This window comes from Bradyrhizobium sp. MI1.11 (genome assembly GCF_055811255.1).
Genome location: NZ_JBVVPM010000069.1, coordinates 17328 through 36785, shown reverse-complemented (window position 1 = coordinate 36785; position 19458 = coordinate 17328). Strand labels below are relative to the sequence as shown.

The 19458-nt window shown below is 65.6% G+C and carries 20 protein-coding genes; 9 read left to right on the top strand and 11 right to left on the bottom strand.

Annotated elements, in window-relative coordinates; genetic code table 11:
- The 4 genes from uvrB to AC0L30_RS37675 all read right to left on the bottom strand — a co-directional run.
- Positions 1-2981 (bottom strand): excinuclease ABC subunit UvrB (gene uvrB, locus AC0L30_RS37690; RefSeq protein ID WP_473406396.1); only part of this gene is annotated, 2981 nt, incomplete at its 3' end.
- Positions 2982-3107: 126 nt separating this feature from the next.
- Complete coding sequence (locus tag AC0L30_RS37685; protein ID WP_007596779.1) at positions 3108-3338, bottom strand: hypothetical protein; 231 nt, start codon at positions 3336-3338, stop codon at positions 3108-3110.
- Positions 3339-3395: 57 nt separating this feature from the next.
- On the bottom strand, positions 3396-3623 hold the full coding sequence (locus AC0L30_RS37680) for a hypothetical protein (RefSeq protein WP_007596778.1): 228 nt from the start codon (positions 3621-3623) through the stop codon (positions 3396-3398).
- Positions 3624-3938: 315 nt separating this feature from the next.
- A complete protein-coding gene (locus AC0L30_RS37675) occupies positions 3939-4856 on the bottom strand; it encodes a LysR substrate-binding domain-containing protein (protein ID WP_354128950.1) in 918 nt (305 codons plus the stop codon).
- 126 nt (positions 4857-4982) lie between these two features.
- Between AC0L30_RS37675 and AC0L30_RS37670 the strand changes: the two genes are divergently transcribed.
- From AC0L30_RS37670 to AC0L30_RS37660, 3 genes are all read left to right on the top strand, one after another.
- Positions 4983-5762, top strand: a complete 780-nt coding sequence (locus AC0L30_RS37670; RefSeq protein WP_007596772.1) for a sulfite exporter TauE/SafE family protein — start codon at positions 4983-4985, stop codon at positions 5760-5762.
- The gene (locus AC0L30_RS37665; protein ID WP_018453537.1) at positions 5759-5989 is read left to right on the top strand and encodes a hypothetical protein; all 231 of its coding nucleotides are present in this window, start codon (positions 5759-5761) and stop codon (positions 5987-5989) included. The genes AC0L30_RS37670 and AC0L30_RS37665 overlap by 4 nt, the downstream gene beginning before the upstream one ends.
- Before the next feature lie 116 nt (positions 5990-6105).
- Positions 6106-6801, top strand: coding sequence for a glutathione S-transferase family protein (locus AC0L30_RS37660; RefSeq protein ID WP_473406395.1), 696 nt, complete (start codon positions 6106-6108; stop codon positions 6799-6801).
- A 160-nt stretch (positions 6802-6961) separates the two neighbouring features.
- On the opposite strand, the gene AC0L30_RS37655 is transcribed toward AC0L30_RS37660, so the two are convergent.
- Positions 6962-7153, bottom strand: a complete 192-nt coding sequence (locus AC0L30_RS37655) for a cysteine-rich CWC family protein (protein ID WP_007596767.1) — start codon at positions 7151-7153, stop codon at positions 6962-6964.
- Positions 7154-7267: 114 nt separating this feature from the next.
- Between AC0L30_RS37655 and AC0L30_RS37650 the strand changes: the two genes are divergently transcribed.
- The 3 genes from AC0L30_RS37650 (at position 7268) to hmuQ (ending at position 10479) form a co-directional block, all read left to right on the top strand.
- Positions 7268-8857, top strand: coding sequence for a DUF1800 domain-containing protein (locus AC0L30_RS37650; protein WP_473406394.1), 1590 nt, complete (start codon positions 7268-7270; stop codon positions 8855-8857).
- A 2-nt stretch (positions 8858-8859) separates the two neighbouring features.
- A complete protein-coding gene (locus tag AC0L30_RS37645) occupies positions 8860-10077 on the top strand; it encodes a DUF1501 domain-containing protein (RefSeq protein ID WP_219683664.1) in 1218 nt (405 codons plus the stop codon).
- Between the two features lie 78 nt (positions 10078-10155).
- On the top strand, positions 10156-10479 hold the full coding sequence (hmuQ, locus tag AC0L30_RS37640; RefSeq protein WP_007596764.1) for a heme-degrading protein HmuQ: 324 nt from the start codon (positions 10156-10158) through the stop codon (positions 10477-10479).
- Positions 10480-10497: 18 nt separating this feature from the next.
- Here hmuQ and AC0L30_RS37635 read toward each other — a convergent pair whose 3' ends face one another.
- The 6 genes from AC0L30_RS37635 to AC0L30_RS37610 all read right to left on the bottom strand — a co-directional run bounded on the left by AC0L30_RS37635 (position 10498) and on the right by AC0L30_RS37610 (position 14393).
- Entirely contained in the window at positions 10498-11439 is a 942-nt protein-coding gene (locus AC0L30_RS37635; RefSeq protein WP_473406393.1) for an aldo/keto reductase, read from the bottom strand.
- Positions 11440-11715: 276 nt separating this feature from the next.
- Positions 11716-12171, bottom strand: a complete 456-nt coding sequence (locus tag AC0L30_RS37630) for a GNAT family N-acetyltransferase (protein WP_007596758.1) — start codon at positions 12169-12171, stop codon at positions 11716-11718.
- Between the two features lie 65 nt (positions 12172-12236).
- Positions 12237-13049: a PAS-domain containing protein gene (locus AC0L30_RS37625; RefSeq protein ID WP_354169283.1), complete on the bottom strand. Its 813-nt coding sequence runs from the start codon at positions 13047-13049 to the stop codon at positions 12237-12239.
- 129 nt (positions 13050-13178) lie between these two features.
- Positions 13179-13337, bottom strand: a complete 159-nt coding sequence (locus tag AC0L30_RS37620) for a hypothetical protein (protein WP_007596748.1) — start codon at positions 13335-13337, stop codon at positions 13179-13181.
- 73 nt (positions 13338-13410) lie between these two features.
- Entirely contained in the window at positions 13411-13587 is a 177-nt protein-coding gene (locus AC0L30_RS37615; protein ID WP_007596747.1) for a hypothetical protein, read from the bottom strand.
- A 155-nt stretch (positions 13588-13742) separates the two neighbouring features.
- On the bottom strand, positions 13743-14393 hold the full coding sequence (locus AC0L30_RS37610) for a glutathione S-transferase family protein (RefSeq protein ID WP_473406392.1): 651 nt from the start codon (positions 14391-14393) through the stop codon (positions 13743-13745).
- A gap of 522 nt (positions 14394-14915) precedes the next feature.
- Here AC0L30_RS37610 and AC0L30_RS37605 point away from each other — a divergent pair.
- The 3 genes from AC0L30_RS37605 to AC0L30_RS37595 all read left to right on the top strand — a co-directional run bounded on the left by AC0L30_RS37605 (position 14916) and on the right by AC0L30_RS37595 (position 19225).
- Positions 14916-16118 (top strand): pyridoxal phosphate-dependent aminotransferase, encoded by a 1203-nt coding sequence (locus tag AC0L30_RS37605; RefSeq protein WP_007596745.1) that lies wholly within the window; start codon positions 14916-14918, stop codon positions 16116-16118.
- A gap of 426 nt (positions 16119-16544) precedes the next feature.
- Positions 16545-17024 (top strand): DUF992 domain-containing protein, encoded by a 480-nt coding sequence (locus tag AC0L30_RS37600; RefSeq protein ID WP_354169286.1) that lies wholly within the window; start codon positions 16545-16547, stop codon positions 17022-17024.
- Positions 17025-17176: 152 nt separating this feature from the next.
- The gene (locus AC0L30_RS37595; protein ID WP_007596743.1) at positions 17177-19225 is read left to right on the top strand and encodes an elongation factor G; all 2049 of its coding nucleotides are present in this window, start codon (positions 17177-17179) and stop codon (positions 19223-19225) included.
- Positions 19226-19458: the final 233 nt, after the last annotated feature.

Here is a 19458-nt window from a genome sequence, read left to right as displayed (position 1 = left end):
CCCCTGTGCCCCGGCGCCCCTCCGCTCGACCGCGGCGATGGCCCAAACTCCGGGCCTGACTGCCGCGAATCCGTCGGCTGGATGATGCGGCTTTCGCCGCCGAACGGTTTTGACGGCAGCGCGCGGTCCCCGCGATAGGGCAACGATTCCGGGCCGTGCATCTCGTCGAGATGCGGCTTGTGCACCTTCGAGCCGCTGCCGCCGCTCGCCTTCAGCGCGGAGCTCACGGTCTTCTTCTTCATCGCGCTGACCGGCAAATTGGCGGCGTCGCCGTATTTCTTCGCTCCCGCATAGGCGCCGGCTTTGCCCTGCACCGTGCGCTGCTTGACGGTGGGGTCGTCGACCACTGCGAGCTCGGTAGCGCGCAGGCGCTTGACCTCGTCGCGCAGCCGGGCGGCTTCCTCGAAGTTCAGATCGGCGGCGGCCTCGCGCATCCTTGTTTCGAGATCGCCGAGCACGGCCTCGAAATTGTGGCCGATCGAGATGACGTCGTCGGTCATGTCATGGCCGCCGATCTCGACCAGCACATGATCGCGCTCGTAGACGCTGTTCATGATGTCGCCGATCGACTTCTTGATGCTCTCCGGCGTGATGCCATGCGCCGTGTTGTACTCGACCTGCTTCTCGCGGCGGCGGTCGGTTTCGGCGATGGCGCGCTCCATCGAGCCCGTCATCTGGTCGGCATAGAGGATCACCTTGCCGTCGACGTTGCGCGCGGCGCGGCCGATGGTCTGGATCAGCGAGGTCTCGCTGCGCAAAAAACCTTCCTTGTCGGCGTCGAGGATCGCAACCAGCGCGCATTCGGGAATGTCGAGGCCTTCGCGCAGCAAATTGATGCCGACCAGCGCGTCGAACGCGCCGAGGCGCAGATCGCGGATGATCTCGATGCGCTCGATGGTGTCGATATCGCTGTGCATGTAGCGGACGCGAATGCCCTGCTCATGCAGATATTCGGTGAGGTCCTCCGCCATGCGCTTGGTCAGCACCGTGATCAGCGAGCGATAGCCGGCCTGCGCGGTGGCGCGGACCTCGCCGACGAGGTCGTCGACCTGGGTGCGGGCCGGGCGGATGTTGACGGGAGGATCAATCAGACCGGTGGGGCGGATCACCTGCTCGACGAACACGCCGCCGCTCTCGTTGATCTCCCAGGCGCTGGGCGTGGCCGAGACCGCGATCGTCTGCGGCCGCATCATGTCCCATTCCTCGAAGCGCAGCGGGCGGTTGTCCATGCAGGAGGGCAGCCGGAAACCATATTCGGCGAGCGTCGCCTTGCGGCGGAAGTCGCCGCGGAACATGCCGCCGATCTGGGGCACGGTGACGTGGCTCTCGTCGGCGAACACCAGCGCGTTGTCGGGCACGTATTCGAACAGCGTCGGCGGCGGCTCGCCGGGCAGGCGCCCGGTGAGATAGCGCGAATAGTTCTCGATGCCGGCGCAGCTTCCGGTCGCCTCCATCATCTCGAGGTCGAACGTGGTGCGCTGCTCCAGCCGCTGCGCTTCCAGCAGGCGACCCTGGTCGTGGAGCTGGTCGAGCCGCATCTTCAATTCGGATTTGATCGACTTGATCGCCTGCACCAGCGTCGGGCGCGGCGTCACATAGTGCGAGTTGGCGTAGATCTTGATGAATTCGAGCTCGTCCTGCTTATGCCCGGTGAGCGGGTCGAACTCCTCGATGGTCTCGACGGTGTCGCCGAACAGGTTCACCCGCCAGGCGCGGTCTTCATAGTGCGCCGGGAAGATGTCGATGACGTCGCCGCGCACGCGAAATGTGCCGCGGGTAAAATCGGCCTGGGTGCGCTTGTATTGCAGGGCGACGAGGTCGGCGATCAGCTGGCGCTGGTCGATCCGCTCGCCCTTCTTCAGGGCAAAGGTCATCGCGGTGTAGGTTTCGACTGAGCCGATACCGTAGATGCACGACACCGAGGCAACGATGATGACGTCGTCGCGTTCGAGCAGCGCGCGCGTCGCCGAGTGGCGCATGCGGTCGATCTGCTCGTTGATCGAGGAGTCCTTTTCTATGTAGGTGTCGGTGCGAGGGACATACGCTTCCGGCTGGTAGTAGTCGTAATAGCTGACGAAATACTCGACTGCGTTGTCGGGGAAGAAGCTCTTGAACTCGCCATAGAGCTGGGCGGCGAGCGTCTTGTTCGGCGCCAGGATGATGGCGGGGCGCTGTGTCGCCTCGATCACCTTGGCCATGGTGTAGGTCTTGCCGGAGCCGGTGACGCCGAGCAGCACCTGCGAGCGGTCGTTGCGATTGATGCCCTCGACCAGCTCGGCGATCGCGGTCGGCTGGTCGCCGCGCGGCTCGTAATGCGACTTGATCTCGAAGCGCACGCCGCCTTCGGACTTTTCCGGGCGCGGCGGCCGATGCGGGGTCCACACCCTGGTGGAGCCGTCGTCCTTGCGGAACTCCGGCCGGCCCTCGCGGATCAGCGATTCCAGCGCGTCGGCGGTCGCCTTGACGCCGAGCGCCTCCATCTTGCTGCGCGGCGGGCGCGCCAGGGCTTCGGCATCGTCCTCTTCGGTGGGAAGGCCGAGTTGACGCGCCAGTTCAGGATCGAGCGTCGGGATCGTGGCCGCGGTTCCGTAATTGGCCTGCGGCGCCTCGCCAAGACCTTCGGCCTCTCTGCTCCCTCCCCCCTTGTGGGGGAGGGTCGGGGAGAGGGGTAAGCCGCGAGTCGCGCTGCCCGTTGCGGTGTCCTGCGGAAACTCCTTCGGCGTCGAAGCGCGCGCGCGATGCGCGGCAGCCTCGCCCCCGGAGCGGCGGTCGCGCGAATTGTCCGGCGGCGGCTGCAGGCCGGTGCCCGATCCGAGCCCGGCATCGCCGCGATTGATCGCGGGATTGAGCAACTCGGCCAGCGCCGGCCCGATCGGCTGCACGTCCGGGCGTGACGCCTTGGAGTTTGGCGCCTTCGCGTTCGGAGCCTTGGCCTTGGGGGATTTGCCGGATTTTTCGGGGGATGCAGGTTTCTTCGCCATGCTCCGAATATGGGGCGAGTCCGCCTCGCAATAAAGGGCGAATGCCCTTCCCGGATCAGACTGCTGACAGCAGGTTGGCAGCAGGCCTTGGGATCACGGCAGGCCTTGAGATCCCGGATCTCGCGATTAGGCCGCCGGCGACGGTCCCTCATCGTCCCCGGCTGCCTGATGCGGCTCGAGGATGTCGAGATGGATGCCGCCGCAATCGGTGCAGCGCATGGCCCAATACTCGCTTCCGGCACGGCCGCCGATCACGCGGAGCACGGCGAGATCGCCGTCGCATTCCGGGCAGCTGGACAACACATTGCGGGTGTAAATCCTCGGCCGCGGCGTGTCTTCGAATTCGATGACTGACATGATCGATTGCCCCCTTTGACCCTGCGCCGTTCCTTGGTCGCCTGCAGTCCCGTTCGCTTATTCGTCGTCGCTGTCGTCGGCCCGCCGGCGGAAGCGATCGATGTGATGCTTGGCATGGGCAATCGCGGCATCGGGATCGGGCCAGGCGAAGCCGACTTCCATGGCCGGAAACAGCACGCCGTCGATGGCAACCGGGCTGAAATCGGCACGCCTGATACGGGCGTGCCACAGCCCCTGGCCAGCTTCGAAGGATTCGATGTCAAAGCCGTCGTAGAGGGTCGTCATTGCAGTCCCCAAAATGTTTTGTTCGAGCGCCTTGTTGGAGGGTCAGGGGACCACGTTTGCGGATTTCAGAATGTGAAGCCGTTCACAAGCGGCGGGCTTTTTTGTCTGCGGACCAATGAATTCGGTTCCGCAAACCCGGTGCGCTCCCTCTCCCGCTTGCGGGCGAGGGTTGGGGCGGGGGTGTTTCCACAGAGAGATTCCCCAACGTGGAGGGAACCCTCACCCGGCGTTTCGCGCCGACCTCCCCCGCAAGCAAGCGGAGAGGTGCACCGCATTCCGGGCGCGCGGCTTCAGCAAACCTGTTCGTGTGGATGATCAGTTCCGCGGGCTGGTGCGGCCGGTCCGCCGGATGGGACGGGCGGCCGGTTCCGACGCCGCGCGCATGATCCAGCGGCGGAACGCGGCAAAGTCGCGCTGCTCGGTCTGGAAGCTGCGATAGAGCAAATACCAGCGCATGCCCTTGGGCACCGAGAGATCGAATGGCGCGACCAGCCGGCCGGCGGCGAGATCGTCATCGATATAGGGCCGGATGCCCATGGCGATGCCGAGCCCGTCGGCGGCAGCCTGAAGCGCCTGGCCGTAGAACTGGAACTCCGGACCCCGCGCGTTGATGCGCGCGAGGTTCGCGGCCTTGAGCCAGATCGGCCAGTCCTCGGGCGAATGCGCGACGCGGATCAGGCTCGGTCCCCTGAGATCGGCCGGGCGCTTCAGCGAGGACGCGAGGCGGGGCACGCAGACCGGTGTGAGGTCGCCGGCGAACAGCGGCTCGGCGACCAGCCCCGGCCAGTCGCCGGTCCCGAGCTGGATGCCGCAGCTCCAGTCCTCGCCGAACGGCACCGACGCGCCGCCGGTGGTGAAGCGCACCTCGATGTCGGGCTCCTCGTTGCGAAACTCCGACAGGCGCGGGATCAGCCAGCGCATCGCAAAGGTGTGGCCGATGCCGATGGTGAGCACGCGGACGCTCGAGGGCGCCGTCACCTGGGCGGTGAGGCTTGCGAGCGCGTCGAAGATCGGCGTCAGCCCGCTCTGGTAGGCGCGGCCCGCCTGCGTGAGAAGCAGCTTGTTGGCCTTGCGCTCGAACAGCGCGACGCCGAGCCGTTCTTCCAGGATGTGCACCATGCGGCTGACCGCCGCCGCCGATACGCTCAGCTCAAGGCCGGCCGCGGCAAAGCTGCCGGCCCGCGCCGCGGCTTCGAATGCCTTGATGCCGTTGAGAAACAGCAAGCGCCGCAAATGACCAACCCTCAGGAAAGCTGATGCCAGGCCAAGATAACTCAGTTTGCGTAGACGGGGCAAGCGGGGCACGTTTCCCTTCGCTTCGCGCCGCGAGCGGGGAGAAGGCCAATCGGAGATTTTTGCGTGACGCCCATCATGATCGCTGCCCTTGGATTGCTGATGGTCGGCACCGCGTTCCTGTCGGGGCTGTTCGGGATGGCGGGAGGGCTGATCCTGATCGGCGTGCTGCTGGCTCTGATGCCGCTGCCGACAGCGATGGTGTTGCATGCGATCACGCAGATGGCCTCGAACGGCTGGCGCGCCTTTCTCTGGCGCGCGCATATCCGCTGGCGGCCGGTCGCGAACTATATGGTCGGCGCCGCCGTCGCGCTTGCGGCGTGGTCGCTCACGCGCTACGTGCCGGACAAGCCGGTCGCGCTGCTGCTGCTCGGAATCACCCCGTTCATGGCGCGGCTGCTGCCGTCGAACATCAAGCCGGATCCGGACCGTCTCTGGCAGGGCACCGTCTACGGCACGATCTGCATGGGCCTCATGCTGATGACCGGCGTGTCGGGGCCGCTGCTCGACACCTTCTTCCTCGGCGGCGATTTCGGCCGGCGCGAGAAGGTGGCGACCAAGGCGATGTGCCAGCTCGTCAGCCATTTCACCAAGCTGATTTATTTCGGCAGCATCATCGACCAGGCGGCGACGCTCGACCCCGTGCTCGCCGGGGTCGCGATCGCGGCATCCATGCTCGGTACCACGCTGGCGCGGCGCATCCTCGAAGCCATGACCGACCAGCAATTCGTGGCTTGGTCGATGAAGCTGATCACCACCATCGCCTGCTACTACATCGCCTATGGCGGTTGGCTGCTGGTCCGCACGCCCGTGCTGGCCGCCTTCGACAAGGGAGGTTTGCAATGAGCGAGACTGCCGACCCGCTGGTGCTGGACTTCGTCGAATGGGTTGCGCGCGAGCCGCGCGCCTATGCCGAGGTGATCGCGACCTGGAAGACCTCGTGTCCGCGCCTCACCATCTGGGAAGACGCCGCCGACCGCGGCTATGTCGCGCGCGAGACGCTGCCCGGAATGGGGCTGGTCATCGCGGTGACGGAGGACGGCGAGAGGCTGCTGCGCACGAACGGGCGCTAGCTCTCTCTACATCCGTCATTGCGAGCGCAAGCGAAGCAATCCAGAATGTTTCCGCGGCGGCAGTCCTGGATTGCTTCGCTTCGCTCGCAATGACGGAATACCGGGAGACCCCTTTCATGTCGTTCAAACTGTTCGAACTTGTCGGCACCGATCCCTCGCGACCGTTCAGCCCGTTCTGCTGGCGCACGCGGATGGCGCTGGCGCACAAGGGCCTTTCGGCGGAAACGCTGCCCTGGCGCTTCACCGAGAAGAGCGCGATCGCGCCGCACGGCTCGGAGAAGGTTCCCGTGCTGCTGCATCACGACCAGCCGGTGGTCGATTCCTGGGCGATCGCGAATTATCTCGAGGATCATTTTCCGGACCGTCCGTCGCTGTTCGGCGGCGAGGGCGGCCGCGCCATGGCGCGCATGCTCAATGCCTGGGGCGACATCGCCATCGTCGGCGGCATCTTTCCATTGATCATCGCCGACATTCCGAAGAATCTGGACGCGGTGGACGCCGCCTATTTCCGCCAGTCGCGCGAGGCGCGTTTCGGCAAGAGTCTGGAAGAGGTGATGTCGGGCCGCGATGCCGGCGTGGTCGCCTTCCGCAAATCGCTCGAGCCGATGCGGCAGGCCCTGAAGAAGCAGCCCTTCATCGGCGGCGCCGCACCGAACTATGCCGACTACATCGTGTTGGGTGGTTTTCAGTGGGCGCGCGTGACCAGCCCGTTCAAGCTGCTGGAAGCGGACGACCCGGTCTACGCCTGGCGCGAAAAGCTGCTGGATGGGTTTGATGGAATGGCTCGGAGATCGCCGGGGCACGCGGTGTAGTTGTCGCGAGCTGTCTCTCCTCAGCGTCGTCCTGGCGAAAGCCAGGACCCATACCGCGGAATCTGTCGATGGCGTTCGGTAGACGTTCCGAACGACGAGTCTTCGCCAAACAACTCCGTGGGGTAATGGGTCCTGGCTTTCGCCAGGACGACGCGGAGGATTACGTTGCCTCCGCCGCCTCGCGCAAGCACGCCCGGCACAAACAATCCTCGCCCTTGACCGGCATCGGCAGCCGCGCCGTTTCTTCCGCGCACCAACAGGTGCCCGACAGGTCGCAGCCGAATTCGGCGCCGCAGCGGGAGCAGGCGAGGCGGCGCGGTTCCTGCACTGGAATGTCTTGCGGATTTGTCATGATTTGCGCAAAAGCCGTGCTGTCATTTTCATGTCGGGTTCATCTCCCCCTGCGGTATATTACGCCTCGCGCACGTATCAGGAAAGCGGTTGGCAACGCGCGAAGGACACATCGATGGCCCGCGATTCCCAAGCCGCGCTCGTCGCGCTCAACCGTTTCGGCTTCGGCGCTCGCGGTGGCGCATCCGGCGATCTCATCAACGCCGCCTCCGATCCTCGCGGTTTTGTGAAGGCGGAACTGGCTCGTCCTATCGCTGTGCTGCTGGAGGCGCCGGGCCTGCAATCCACGCCGCAGCTCGGGCAGGCGGTGTTTGCCTATCAGGATCAGGTCAAGCAGGCGCGCGAGGCCGCCGCCAAAGCCGGCGCGCCGACCGAAGCGCCGCCGCAAGCGCCGGCAGATCAGAAACCCGGACTGCGCCGCAACCTCTCGCTGAACGCTGCGGCAACCGAGATCGCCGGCCAGATGGCCGAGGCCAAGCCTACTGACAACAAACCGACCGATAATAAGCCGGCGGACGATATGGCGAAGCCGGACACCATGCAGCCCAACGCGGCCGCGCCGGCTACCGCAAAACCCGCCCCGCAGCCGCTCAACGTGATCCAGAAGACCTTTCGCGCCGAGGCGTTGGCGCGGTTGCAGCGCGCGACCCTGGTCGAGTGCGGCTTCACGGAACGTCTGGTCGTGTTCTGGTCCAACCATTTCTGCATCTCCGCCAGCAAGGGCGAGCTGGCGCGAATATGGGCCGGCGCGTTCGAGCGCGAGGCGATCAGGCCGCATGTGCTCGGGCGTTTCGCCGACATGCTGAAAGCGGTGGAGCAGCATCCGGCGATGCTGTTCTTCCTCGACAACCAGCAATCGCTCGGACCGGACTCGCGCGCGGGCCAGAACCGCAAGCGCGGGCTCAACGAAAATCTCGCGCGCGAGATCATGGAGCTGCATACGCTCGGCGTCGGCGGCGGCTACACGCAGGACGACGTCACCTCGCTCGCGCGCATCATCACCGGCTGGACCTTTGCCGGCCGGCAGGGACAGCTGGGAGCGCCCGGTTCGTTCGTGTTCAACGTCAATGCGCACCAGCCCGGGCCGCAAATGCTGCTCGGCAAGACCTACGAGCCAACCGGCCTTGCGCAAGGCGAAGCCGCACTCGCGGACATCGCACGCCATCCCTCGACCGCGAACTTCATCGCCACCAAATTCGTCCGCCACTTCGTCGCCGACGATGCGCCGCCGGCGCTGGTGGCGCGATTGCGTGATGTCTTCATCAAGACCGACGGGGATCTCAAGGCGCTCGCAACGGCACTGGTTGATTCCGACGAGGCGTGGAAGGCTCCGCTGACGAAGATGCGCAGCCCCTATGATTTCCTGGTCGCGAGCGGCCGGTTGCTCGCGCGCGTGCCGGAGGATCCCGGCGCCTACCTCAACAACCTCAATCTGCTGGGCCAGCCGCTGTGGTCGCCGGCCGGCCCGAATGGTTTCGCCGACACCAGCGCCGCGTGGGCTGCGCCGGAAGGCATCAAGCTCCGCCTCGACATCGCCGCGCAAATGGGCGCGCGGCTCGGGCCCAACATCGATCCGCTCGATTTGTTGGAATTTGCCGCCGCAGATGCGGCCTCGATCGAAACGCGGCGCACCATCGAACGGGCGGAGTCGCGGCAGCAGGCACTGGCGCTGCTGTTGATGTCGCCGGAAATGCAGAGGAGATGATGATGATCGACTGCGTCGAGAACCGGCTCCTCACCTCGCGCCGCGGCCTCCTGCTCGGCGGCGCCTCGTTCGCGGCCTGGGCGTACTTGCCGAAATTCGCACGCGCGGCTGACGGCCGCGATCCCAGGCTGATCGTGGTGATCCTGCGCGGCGCGCTCGATGGTCTCTCGACCGTCGCGCCGGTCGGCGATCCCGATTATGCCGGCCTGCACGGGGCGATCGCGCTCACGGCGGACGGCGCCCATCCCGCCATCATGCTCGATGCTTTCTTCGCGCTGCATCCGTCGATGCCTGAGTTCGCACGCATGTATCGCGACAAGCATGCCGCGGTGATCCACGCGGTGGCGACGCCCTATCGCGACCGTTCGCATTTCGACGGCCAGGACGTGCTCGAAAGCGGCTATGCCGGCCCGGGTCGCGTGCAATCCGGCTGGCTCAACCGCGCGCTGGAGGCGCTGCCGCGCGGCGAGCGGGTGTCGAGTGCTCTTGCCGTCGGCCCGACCACGCCGCTGGTGCTGCGCGGCAATGCGCCGACCGTCGGCTGGGCGCCGGTGGCGCTGCCGCAAGCAGACGACGACACCGCGATGCGTCTGGTCGAGCTCTATCGTCACCGCGATCCCGCGCTGGCGGCCGTGCTGTCGCAGGGCCTTCAGCTGGAAAAGGCCGCGAGCGGCGACGACATGAAGCCGAAGCCGGGCAATGCGGTCGCGCAGATGCGCCAGGTCGCGCGTGGCGCCGCAAAACTGATGGCGTCGGACGACGGCCCGCGCATCGCGGCGCTCGCGTTCGATGGCTGGGATACGCACGCCAATGAAGGCGGGCCGGTCGGTCGCCTCGCATTTCTGCTCGGCGGGCTCGACGGCGCGCTCGCCGAATTCGAAAGCGGCTTAGGGGAACGCTGGCGCGACACCGTCGTGGTGGTCGCGACCGAATTCGGCCGCACCGCGCGCATCAACGGCACCGACGGCACCGATCACGGCACGGGAACGATCGCGCTGCTCGCCGGCGGCGCGGTGAAGGGCGGTCGTGTCGTCGCCGACTGGCCAGGTCTCAAGCCCGCCAATCTCTTCGAGGCCCGCGATCTCAAGCCCACCACCGATCTGCGCTCCGTGATCAAAGGCGTGCTGCAGGGCCAGTTCGGCCTGTCCGATCGCGTGCTGGCCGAGACGGTGTTTCCGGACAGTGCGGGAGCACGGCCGATGAAGGGGCTGGTTGCTTAAACTGCGATTCCGGGCCCGCGCCTTGCGGCGCGTCTCGGAATGACGACATGATGAGCCGAACATCAGGAGACCCTTCGCATGTACATCGCCATGAACCGCTTCCGCGTCGCCAAGGGCTCCGAGGCCGCCTTCGAGCAGGTCTGGCTTTCGCGCGATACCCATTTGGACAAGGTGCCGGGTTTCGTCGAGTTTCATCTGCTGCGCGGCCCCGAGCTCGAGGACCACACGCTGTACGCCTCGCACACGGTGTGGGCGAACCATGCGGCGTTTGAGGCCTGGACCAAATCGGATGCTTTTCGTGCCGCGCATGCGCGGGCCGGCGATACCAAGCCGACCTATCTCGGCCATCCCCAGTTCGAGGGCTTCGAGGTGATGCAGACGGTGGGGCGCGGCGCCAAGTAGCGCGCCACGCCGTAACGATCAGCCCAGCGTGATCTTGTCGATCTCCGCCATCCCCTCCGGACTGAGCTTCCAGGCAATCGCCTTCACGTTCTCCTCGACCTGCTCGACGCGGGTGGCGCCGGCAATCACGCTCGACACTTGCGGGCGCGCGGCGAGCCAGGAGAAGGCGAGCTCGAGCATGCTGTGCCCGCGCGCTTTCGCGAATGCCGTGAGCTTCTCGACGATGTCCTCATTGCGCGGCGTGACATAGCGGTCACGCAACGCCGGTACCTTGCCGAAGCGCGTATCGGTCGGGGCGGCCGCGCCGCGCTGGTACTTGCCGGTGAGGAGCCCGCTTGCGAGCGGGAAGAACGGCAGGAGACCGAGCTTGTACTCTTGTGCGGCCGGCAGCAGGTCCTTCTCGATGTCGCGCACCAGCAGGCTGTATTCGTCCTGGCAGGAGACGAAGCGGCTGACATTCATCGCGCGCGCGGTGAATTCGGCCTCCGCCATGCGCCAGGCCGGAAAGTTGGAATTGCCGATGTAGCGCACCTTGCCCTGACGGACGAGATCGTCGAGCGCGCGCAGCGTCTCCTCCATCGGCGTCAGCGGGTCGTAATCGTGCTGCTGATAGAGATCGATGTAGTCGGTCTTGAGCCGCGTCAGGCTCGCCTCGACTGCGTTCATGATGTAGCGGCGCGAAGCGCCCTGCTTGGTTCCGTCGGTCGCCATCGGCTTGGAAAATTTGGTGGCGAGCACGATCTCCTTGCGGCGGTCGCCAAGCACGGTGCCGAGCACCGTTTCCGAACCGCCCATGCCGGCATAGATGTCGGCGGTGTCGAACAGCGTGATGCCGAGATCGAGCGCGCGATGGATCACCTTGCGCGAGGTCTCCAAATCCGTGCGCTGGCCGAAATTGTTGCAGCCGAGCCCGACCGCAGACACGCGCAGGCCGGAGGCGCCGAGATTACGAATTTCCATGGGAGATCCCTGTCGGAGATGGGCAGGGGCTTATTGTGACTGCGGTACGCCGCCGCAGCAAGCCGCGCGCCGCGTTGCTGCCATGCTGACAAGGAACTGCGGACAACGACTGCCGACAAAAAAATGCGGCCCCTGTCAGACGCGGCGACTGACGGGGACCGCTTTGGGGCGCTTGATCGGTGACGGGGGGCTGACCAGACGCAGCTGCAGCCTAGTCCCGCTATGTTACGCGCGGGTGACAGGCAGAGTTATCCACAGGCGTCGCGATCGCGAGGATCAGAAGATCTTGCGATAGACGATGAACCCGGAACGCTCGGCGACCTTGTCGTACAGGCGCTGCGCCGTGACGTTGGTCTCGTGCGTTTGCCAGTACACGCGCGGCGATCCCACGAGCTTTGCGCGCTCGTAGACGCCATGGATCAGCGCCGAGCCGACACCCTTGCCGCGTGCGGCCTCGGTCGTGAACAGGTCCTGCAAATAGCAGGACGGCTCGATCGCGGTGGTGCTGCGGTGAAACAGGTAATTCGTCATCCCGAGCAGGCGGCCGTCGCTCTCGGCGACCAATCCGTGCACCGGCTCATAGGCATCGAAAAAGCGCTGCCATGTCGCGCGCGTGATGTCGGGCGAGAGCGCGGTCGGACCGGAGCGGCCGTAGAAGGCGTTGTAGCCGTCCCACAACGGCAGCCATTGTTCGTAGTCCTGCCTCGTGACGGAGCGAATGGTGAGCGACATATGGATTCCCGCGATCGATGAGGTGTCCTTCATACGTGATGAGGGACGTGCTGATCAATCGCGCATCACTCCGCGACGCGCAGATACCGGATCAGCTTGCGGCCTGTGGGATCGCGCAGTGAGCGGTAGTAGTCGGCGCGAGACGGCGCATCGGTGTGGCGCACGAGGTCGGTCACGGGCGTGTAGCTCAGCATGCGCCCGCCATCGGGCAGCGCAGCACAGACGAAGCGCAACACCGCGCCATTGCGCAAGGCGATGTCGATCGGCGTGGCATCGCCGATCCGCACCATCTCCATGCGCTGTGCGATGAAAGTGCCGAGCTCGTCCTCGGGCAATTCGAACGCGCCGGTGTCGCGGCCATGATACATCAGCGCGATGAACGGCGGCTTATCGTCGGCGATGTCGTCCGGCACCGCAAAATAATCGCGGAACGCGCGGTTGATGAATTCGGCGCGCGTCTCGGCATCGAGCAGCACGATGCCGATATCGACCTGGTCGAGCGCGGCCGACAGCCGCGCGGCGGTGGCGTGGCTCCGACGTTCGGCGGCAAACGTGCCGAGCAGCCGCTGGCGCATCAGGCCGGTGATGGCTGCGGTGCCCGCGGCCGTCGCGGCCAGGACGCCGAGCCGGATCATATCCGCGGTGGTAAGACCTGCAACGCCGTGTCGGCTGAGGAGCAGCAGTGCCGCGCCGATGACGGCGATGGCTGCGCTGGCGACGGCGGAAGCGGGACCCGAGAGCGCGCCGGCGAGCGCCACGATGCAGACGAGCAGCGGCGCGGGCGAGGGAGTGGGGACGAAGCGATCGAAAAACATCGCCAGCAGCAAAGTCGCTGCCGTCAGCGCCGGACCGGAGATCGCACGCCATCCCAACCGCATGGGCCTGTCTCGCTCCTCCCTGAACGCGGTAAGGCGGCAACACTGACTGATTATCGCGCCAGTGCGATGCGGTTTCGCGCGGTGTGCTTAAGGTGCGCTTTGATTCATGCGCAAAGCTTTCGGATGATTTTAGACCAAGTGCGCGTGCTTGAGACGTTGTTGCAGCGCGGGCGCATTCAGCGTCGACGTCCCCTGGCCCTTGCGCGTGCCGACGAAGATCAACAGCGACGCCGCGACCAGGATGGCCGCGGTCAGGGTGATTGCAACGATGACCACAGGTGATTTCATCGAAATCCTGTCGCGATGCCGGTCGGCGCGGGCGACGCTTCGCCTTGAAGGCGTGTCCAGGATGAAGCGGGAATCAGACCGGCAGGCCCATCGCCATGGTCGCCTTGGTCGACAGCACCGTCAGGGTGACGATCAGGCACAGCGAGAGCGCGGCGACGGCGAGCGAGGCCGCGACCGCGTTGGTCAGCCGGGAAGACGAAACGGTTGCGGGTTGGCCTTGAAAGCCCGCCGTGCCGGACGCCCGAATCATGGTCTAAATCCTTCAACGCGCGAGCGAATCACCCGCGACATCGAACAATTTCACTGTTGCAATCGGCAATATTGCGGCGGCCAATCGGGTGAAAATGGCGAGATTGCGGCAATGGTGACCCTTATGCCCGCTATTCGCCAGAGCGCGATCGCCCCTCAGGCGCCGGCGGCGATGCTGGCGGGGTCCTCGATGTCGGCCGGCCGCCAGTCCATTGCGACGAAGCCGGGGGCGGCTTCCACGCGCTTCAGCCAGTCCCGGATCGCCGGGAAGGTCGAGAGGTCGAAGTCGCAGCGGTCGGCGAGGTGGGTATAGCCGTACAGCGCGAGGTCGGCGACCGTGAGCTGGCGGGCGGCGAAATAGGCGTTGGTCTTGAGGTGATTCTCCATCACCTGGAGCGCGCCATAGCCGCGCTCCATCCAGTCCTCCAGCGAATGAGTCTGGAGGTCGCGGCCGCCCCTCACCAGCGACAGCCAGAAATAGGCCGCGCCGATGTTCGGCTCCAGCGCGTGCTGCTCGAAGAACATCCATTGCAGCGCGTCGGCGCGATCGATGCGGTTCTCCGGCGCGAGCGGCGTGCCGACGGCGACATACCAGAGAATGGCGTTGGACTCGGCGAGATAGCGATCGTCGCCGACCTCGAGCAGCGGCACCTGACCGGATGGGTTCTTGGCCAGGAAGTCCGGGGTGCGGCTCTCGCCGCGCAGAATGTCCACCTCGACCGCTTCGTAAGGCAAGTTCAGCAGCGCCAGCGCAAGGCGGACCTTGTAGCTGTTGCCCGAGCGCTGCATCGAATAGAGCTTGTACATTCTAGGGATGATTCCGGAAGACGGGAGGGCGCGGCGCTTGTTGCCCCGCAACGCGGCTAAACAATGATGCCGATGCGAATCCGCCGCAAGACCCGGCCAATAGAAAAACTCGAAAACCCTACCGCATTGCAATGCGGCGGAAGATCATTTCCGTGCGACCATCCAACTCAGTTCACGCTTGCGTCAATGCGGCCGCATTGCTCGGCGCATTTGTGTGAGAGGGTTGAAGGTCGTGATCGCCTCGGCCGCTGGTCTCTCAAGCGCCGGACTGCCGTCAGCTTTATGGGCGTCTTGAAGCGCGCAAAATTGCTCCGAGGAACGCCTTGTCGGATATGTGGGATTTGCCCGGCAAAGTTGCGGAAAATTGCGGAAAGTCACGCCTTGATGCGCGCCAGACACGTAAACTTTTGCGGGATCGGACCGAAGTTTCTTGCGGCGCAACGGCACTCGTTTTAGGGTGGCTCATTCCCACAATCGGAGTCGTGAAGCCAAAGGGTTCACGACGCTTGTCAGGAGATGACGATGTCCTTCCTTGCCGCTGCGCTCGACCGTGTGAAGCCGTCCGCGACCATCGCGGTCACGGATAAAGCACGTGCGCTGAAAGCGGCGGGCCGCAACGTCATCGGCTTAGGTGCCGGCGAGCCCGACTTCGACACGCCCGCGAACATCAAGCTGGCCGCGATCCACGCCATCGAAGCCGGCAAGACCAAGTACACCGCGGTCGATGGCATTCCCGAGTTGAAGGAAGCCATCATCGCCAAGTTTCAGCGCGAGAACGGCGTCGTCTACAAGGCGAACCAGATCATCGTCGGCACCGGCGGCAAGCAGGTGCTTTACAACGCGCTGATGGCAACCATCAATCCGGGCGACGAGGTGATCATCCCCGCACCGTACTGGGTCAGCTATCCCGAGATGGTGGCGCTCGCCGGCGGCGAGCCGGTGCCGGTGGTCTGCACCGCCGCGACCGGCTTCAAGCTCCAGGCCGAGGCGCTCGAGCGCGCGATCACGCCGAAGACCAAATGGGTGATCCTGTGCTCGCCGTCGAATCCGACGGGAGCTGCCTACACCAGGACCGAGCTGAAGGCGCTCACCGACGTGCTGGTGAAGCATCCTCACGTCTGGGTCATGACCGACGACATGTACGAGCATCTCGTCTATGACGATTTCCAGTTTACCACGGTCGCGCAGGTCGAGCCGAAACTCTACGATCGCACGCTCACCGTGAACGGCGTGTCGAAGGCCTATTGCATGACCGGCTGGCGCATCGGCTATGCCGGCGGTCCGGCGCAGCTGATCAAGGCGATGTCGACGATCCAGTCGCAGTCGACCTCGAACCCGTCGTCCATTGCGCAATGGGCCGCGGTCGAGGCGCTGAACGGTCCGCAGGACTTCATCCCGGCCAACAACAAGGTGTTCAAGGAGCGTCGCGACCTCGTCGTCTCCATGCTCAACCAGGCCAAGGGCATCGAATGCCCGCGGCCCGAGGGCGCCTTCTACGTCTATCCGTCCTGCGCCGGCACCATCGGCAAGACCGCGCCGTCGGGCAAGGTGATCGACAATGACGAGACGTTCGTGACCGAACTGCTGGAGACCGAAGGTGTCGCCGTGGTGCAGGGCTCGGCGTTCGGCCTCGGCCCCGCGTTCCGTATCTCCTACGCGACCAAGACCTCCGACCTCGAAGACGCCTGCAAGCGCATCCAGCGCTTCTGCGGCAATCTGCGGTAAGGCTGTCGCGACAGTGCAAATTGGAAAGGCCTGCTTCGCGCGGGCCTTTTTTATGGGTGCTTCGATGAGTGAAGTTGGATGGACTATTGCTTGGGCCGATGCTGTGCCCTGCCCCTCACCCGGATCGCTTGGCGCGCACTTGCGCGCCAAAGCGATCCGACCTCCCCCCGCAAAGAGCAGGGAGAGGTTAAGGGCGCTCGCGGCGTCCCGTTGAAGTTCGATGGGCCCATGAAGTGAGGGACACACTGCTCGTGCACTCCCTCGCCCCGTTCTTACGGGGAGAGGGTGGGGTGAGGGGCTCTCTCCGCGAACTCGCTTTTAGACGCGTTCGATCTGGCACACGCAAAACTATTGTGGCATAGACCATCGCGCATCACGGGTGGGGCGCTCTCTCTGCTCGCATCACATTCATCGCCGGAGATATTCATGCGCCGTTCACTCCTCCTCGCCGGGCTTGCCGTTGCGAGCTTCGTTGCCTCCGTTGCGGGTGCCAGCGCGCAGTCCCGGATGGTGCAGGTGGGCGTGCTCGAATGCCGCGGCGGCGCCAGCGTAGGCTTCATCGTGGGATCGGTAACCAATCTCGGCTGCGTGCTGCGCGTCGATGGTTTGCCGGACGACCGTTACGTCGCGACGATCCGCAAGGTGGGCCTCGACCTCGGCATCACCCAGGAAACGGCGCTCGCCTGGGGCGTGTTCGCGCCGGTGAACCGGCTCGGCCCGGGCGACCTCGCCGGCACCTACGCCGGTGCGCAGGGCAGCGCATCGGTCGGCGTCGGCCTCGGCGGCAACGTGCTGGTCGGCGGCTCCAATAATTCGATCGCGCTCCAGCCACTCAGCGTGCAGGGCCAGGTCGGCCTCAACGTCGCCGCCGGCCTCGAGAGCCTGGAACTCCACCCGGGCCGTTGACAACTCCCGTGTGCGAATCGCGTCGCTCCGACGCGATTCCGGCAACGACGCACCGCAGCGACGTTTGATGCTTGCCAAATCTCGGGGACGGGCAGAGCATCGGCGTTTGCCGACCCAATCATGGGCCGAGCTCCACACCAAGGAGGCGGCGAATGGGACAAGACGTCAGAAGTCCCCGAGGTCCACGGTGCATCGCGCTGGTGGGCCCTTTCCAAAGCGGTAAAACCACACTTCTCGAAGCCATCCTGGCGCGAACCGGCGCAATCCCACGCGCCGGCAGCGTCGACGCCGGAACCTCCGTCGGCGACGCCGCGCCAGAGGCCCGTCATCACAAGATGACGGTCGGGCTGACTGCCGTCACCACGAGTTTCATGGGCGACAGCTACACCTTCCTCGATTGTCCCGGTTCCGTCGAATTTGCCCACGACATGCGCGCCGCGCTGCCCGCGGTCGATGCCGCAATCGTGGTCTGCGAAGCCGACGAGAAGAAGCTGCCGCAGCTTCAGATCATTCTGCGCGAGCTGGAAGAACTGAAGATCCCGCGTTTCCTGTTCCTCAACAAGATCGACCGCGCCAACAAGCGCATCCGTGAGACGCTCGAGATACTCCAGCCCGCCTCGCGCGTGCCGCTGGTGCTGCGCCAGATCCCGATCTGGAAGGACGAGCTGATCGAGGGCTTCGTCGATCTCGCGCTGGAGCGTGCGTTCATTTACCGCGAGCACAAGGCCTCCGAAGTCGTCGCGCTCCAAGGCGGCGATCTCGATCGCGAGAAGGAGGCCCGCTTCTCGATGCTGGAGAAGCTCGCCGATCATGACGATGCGCTGATGGAGCAGCTGCTCGAGGACATCCAGCCGCCGCGCGACGCCGTGTTCGACGATCTCGCGCGCGAATTGCGCGACGGGCTGATCTGCCCCGTGCTGCTGGGCGCCGCCGCACGCGAAAACGGCGTGCTGCGTTTGATGAAAGCGCTGCGCCACGAGGCGCCCGGTATCGCGGAGACCGCAAAGCGTCTCGGCGTTCCCGAGACCAGAGACGTCCTCGGCTTCGTCTTCAAGACTCTGCATTCGCAGCACGGCGGCAAGCTCTCGCTGACGCGGATGCTCGCGGGCCATCTCGACGACGGTGCTACGCTGCAATCCTCCTCCGGCGGGGTCAGCCGCATCTCCGGCATCCTCGCCGTCACCGGGGCCTACGACACCAAGCGTGCCGCGGCGGAAGCCGGCGACACGGTGGCGCTCGCTAAGCTCGACCCGATCAAGACCGGCGACACGGTTTCGAACGGCAAGACCCCGCCGGCAGCGCTTGCCGCCAGCGAGCCCACTCCGCCGGTGCTCGCGATCTCGGTTGCGGCCACCGACCGCAAGGACGACGTCAAGCTCGGCCAGGCGCTGATGCGGCTGCACGAGGAGGATCCCTCGCTCGTCTTCGTGATGAACGCCCAGACCCACGACACCGTGCTGTGGGGTCAGGGCGAGATGCACTTGCGCGTCGCGAGCGAGCGGCTGCGCGATCGTTTCGGCGTCAAGGTCGCCTCGCATCCTCCTGCGATCGGCTATCAGGAAACCATCCGCAAGCCGATCGTCCAGCGCGGCCGCCACAAGAAACAGTCCGGCGGGCATGGCCAGTTCGGTGACGTCGTGCTCGACATCAGGCCGCTGCCGCGCGGCGAGGGCTTCAAGTTCGCCGAGAAGGTGGTCGGCGGCGCGGTGCCGCGCAACTACATCGGCGCGGTGGAAGAGGGCGTCGTCGACGGGCTCGCCCGCGGCCCGCTCGGTTTCCCGGTCACCGATTTGCAGGTGACGCTGACCGACGGCTCCTATCACAGCGTCGATTCCTCCGACCTCGCCTTCCGCACGGCGGCGCGGGTCGGGCTCACCGAGGGCCTGCCGCAATGCCAGTCGGTGCTGCTGGAGCCGATCCACGTGGTCGAGATCGTCTGCCCGACCGACGCCACCGCCAAGATCAACGCGATCCTATCGGCACGGCGCGGCCAGATCCTCGGCTTCGACACCCGCGACGGCTGGAGCGGATGGGACTGCGTCCGCGCCATGATGCCGGAAGCCGAGATCGGCGAGTTGATCGTCGAACTGCGCTCGGCCACGGCAGGCGCCGGCAGCTTCACCCGCCAGTTCGACCACATGGCCGAAGTCACGGGGCGCGCCGCCGACCAGATCATCGCCGCGCATCAACACGCGGCGTGATCGGTCTGCCGAAGTAAGGGACGCATCACTCTCTCGCACCCTCTGCCCGTTCTTTACGGGGAGAGGGTGGGGTGAGGGGCTGCCTCGCCACCCCGTCATTGCGAGCGCAGCGAAGCAATCCAGAATCCCTCCGCGGGGACAGCCTGGATTGCTTCCGCCGTGGCTGGAGCTTCGGCGGGCAAGTCGCTGCGCTCGCAATGACGGCGGTTGTGGGTTGCACTGTCGCGTCTTTT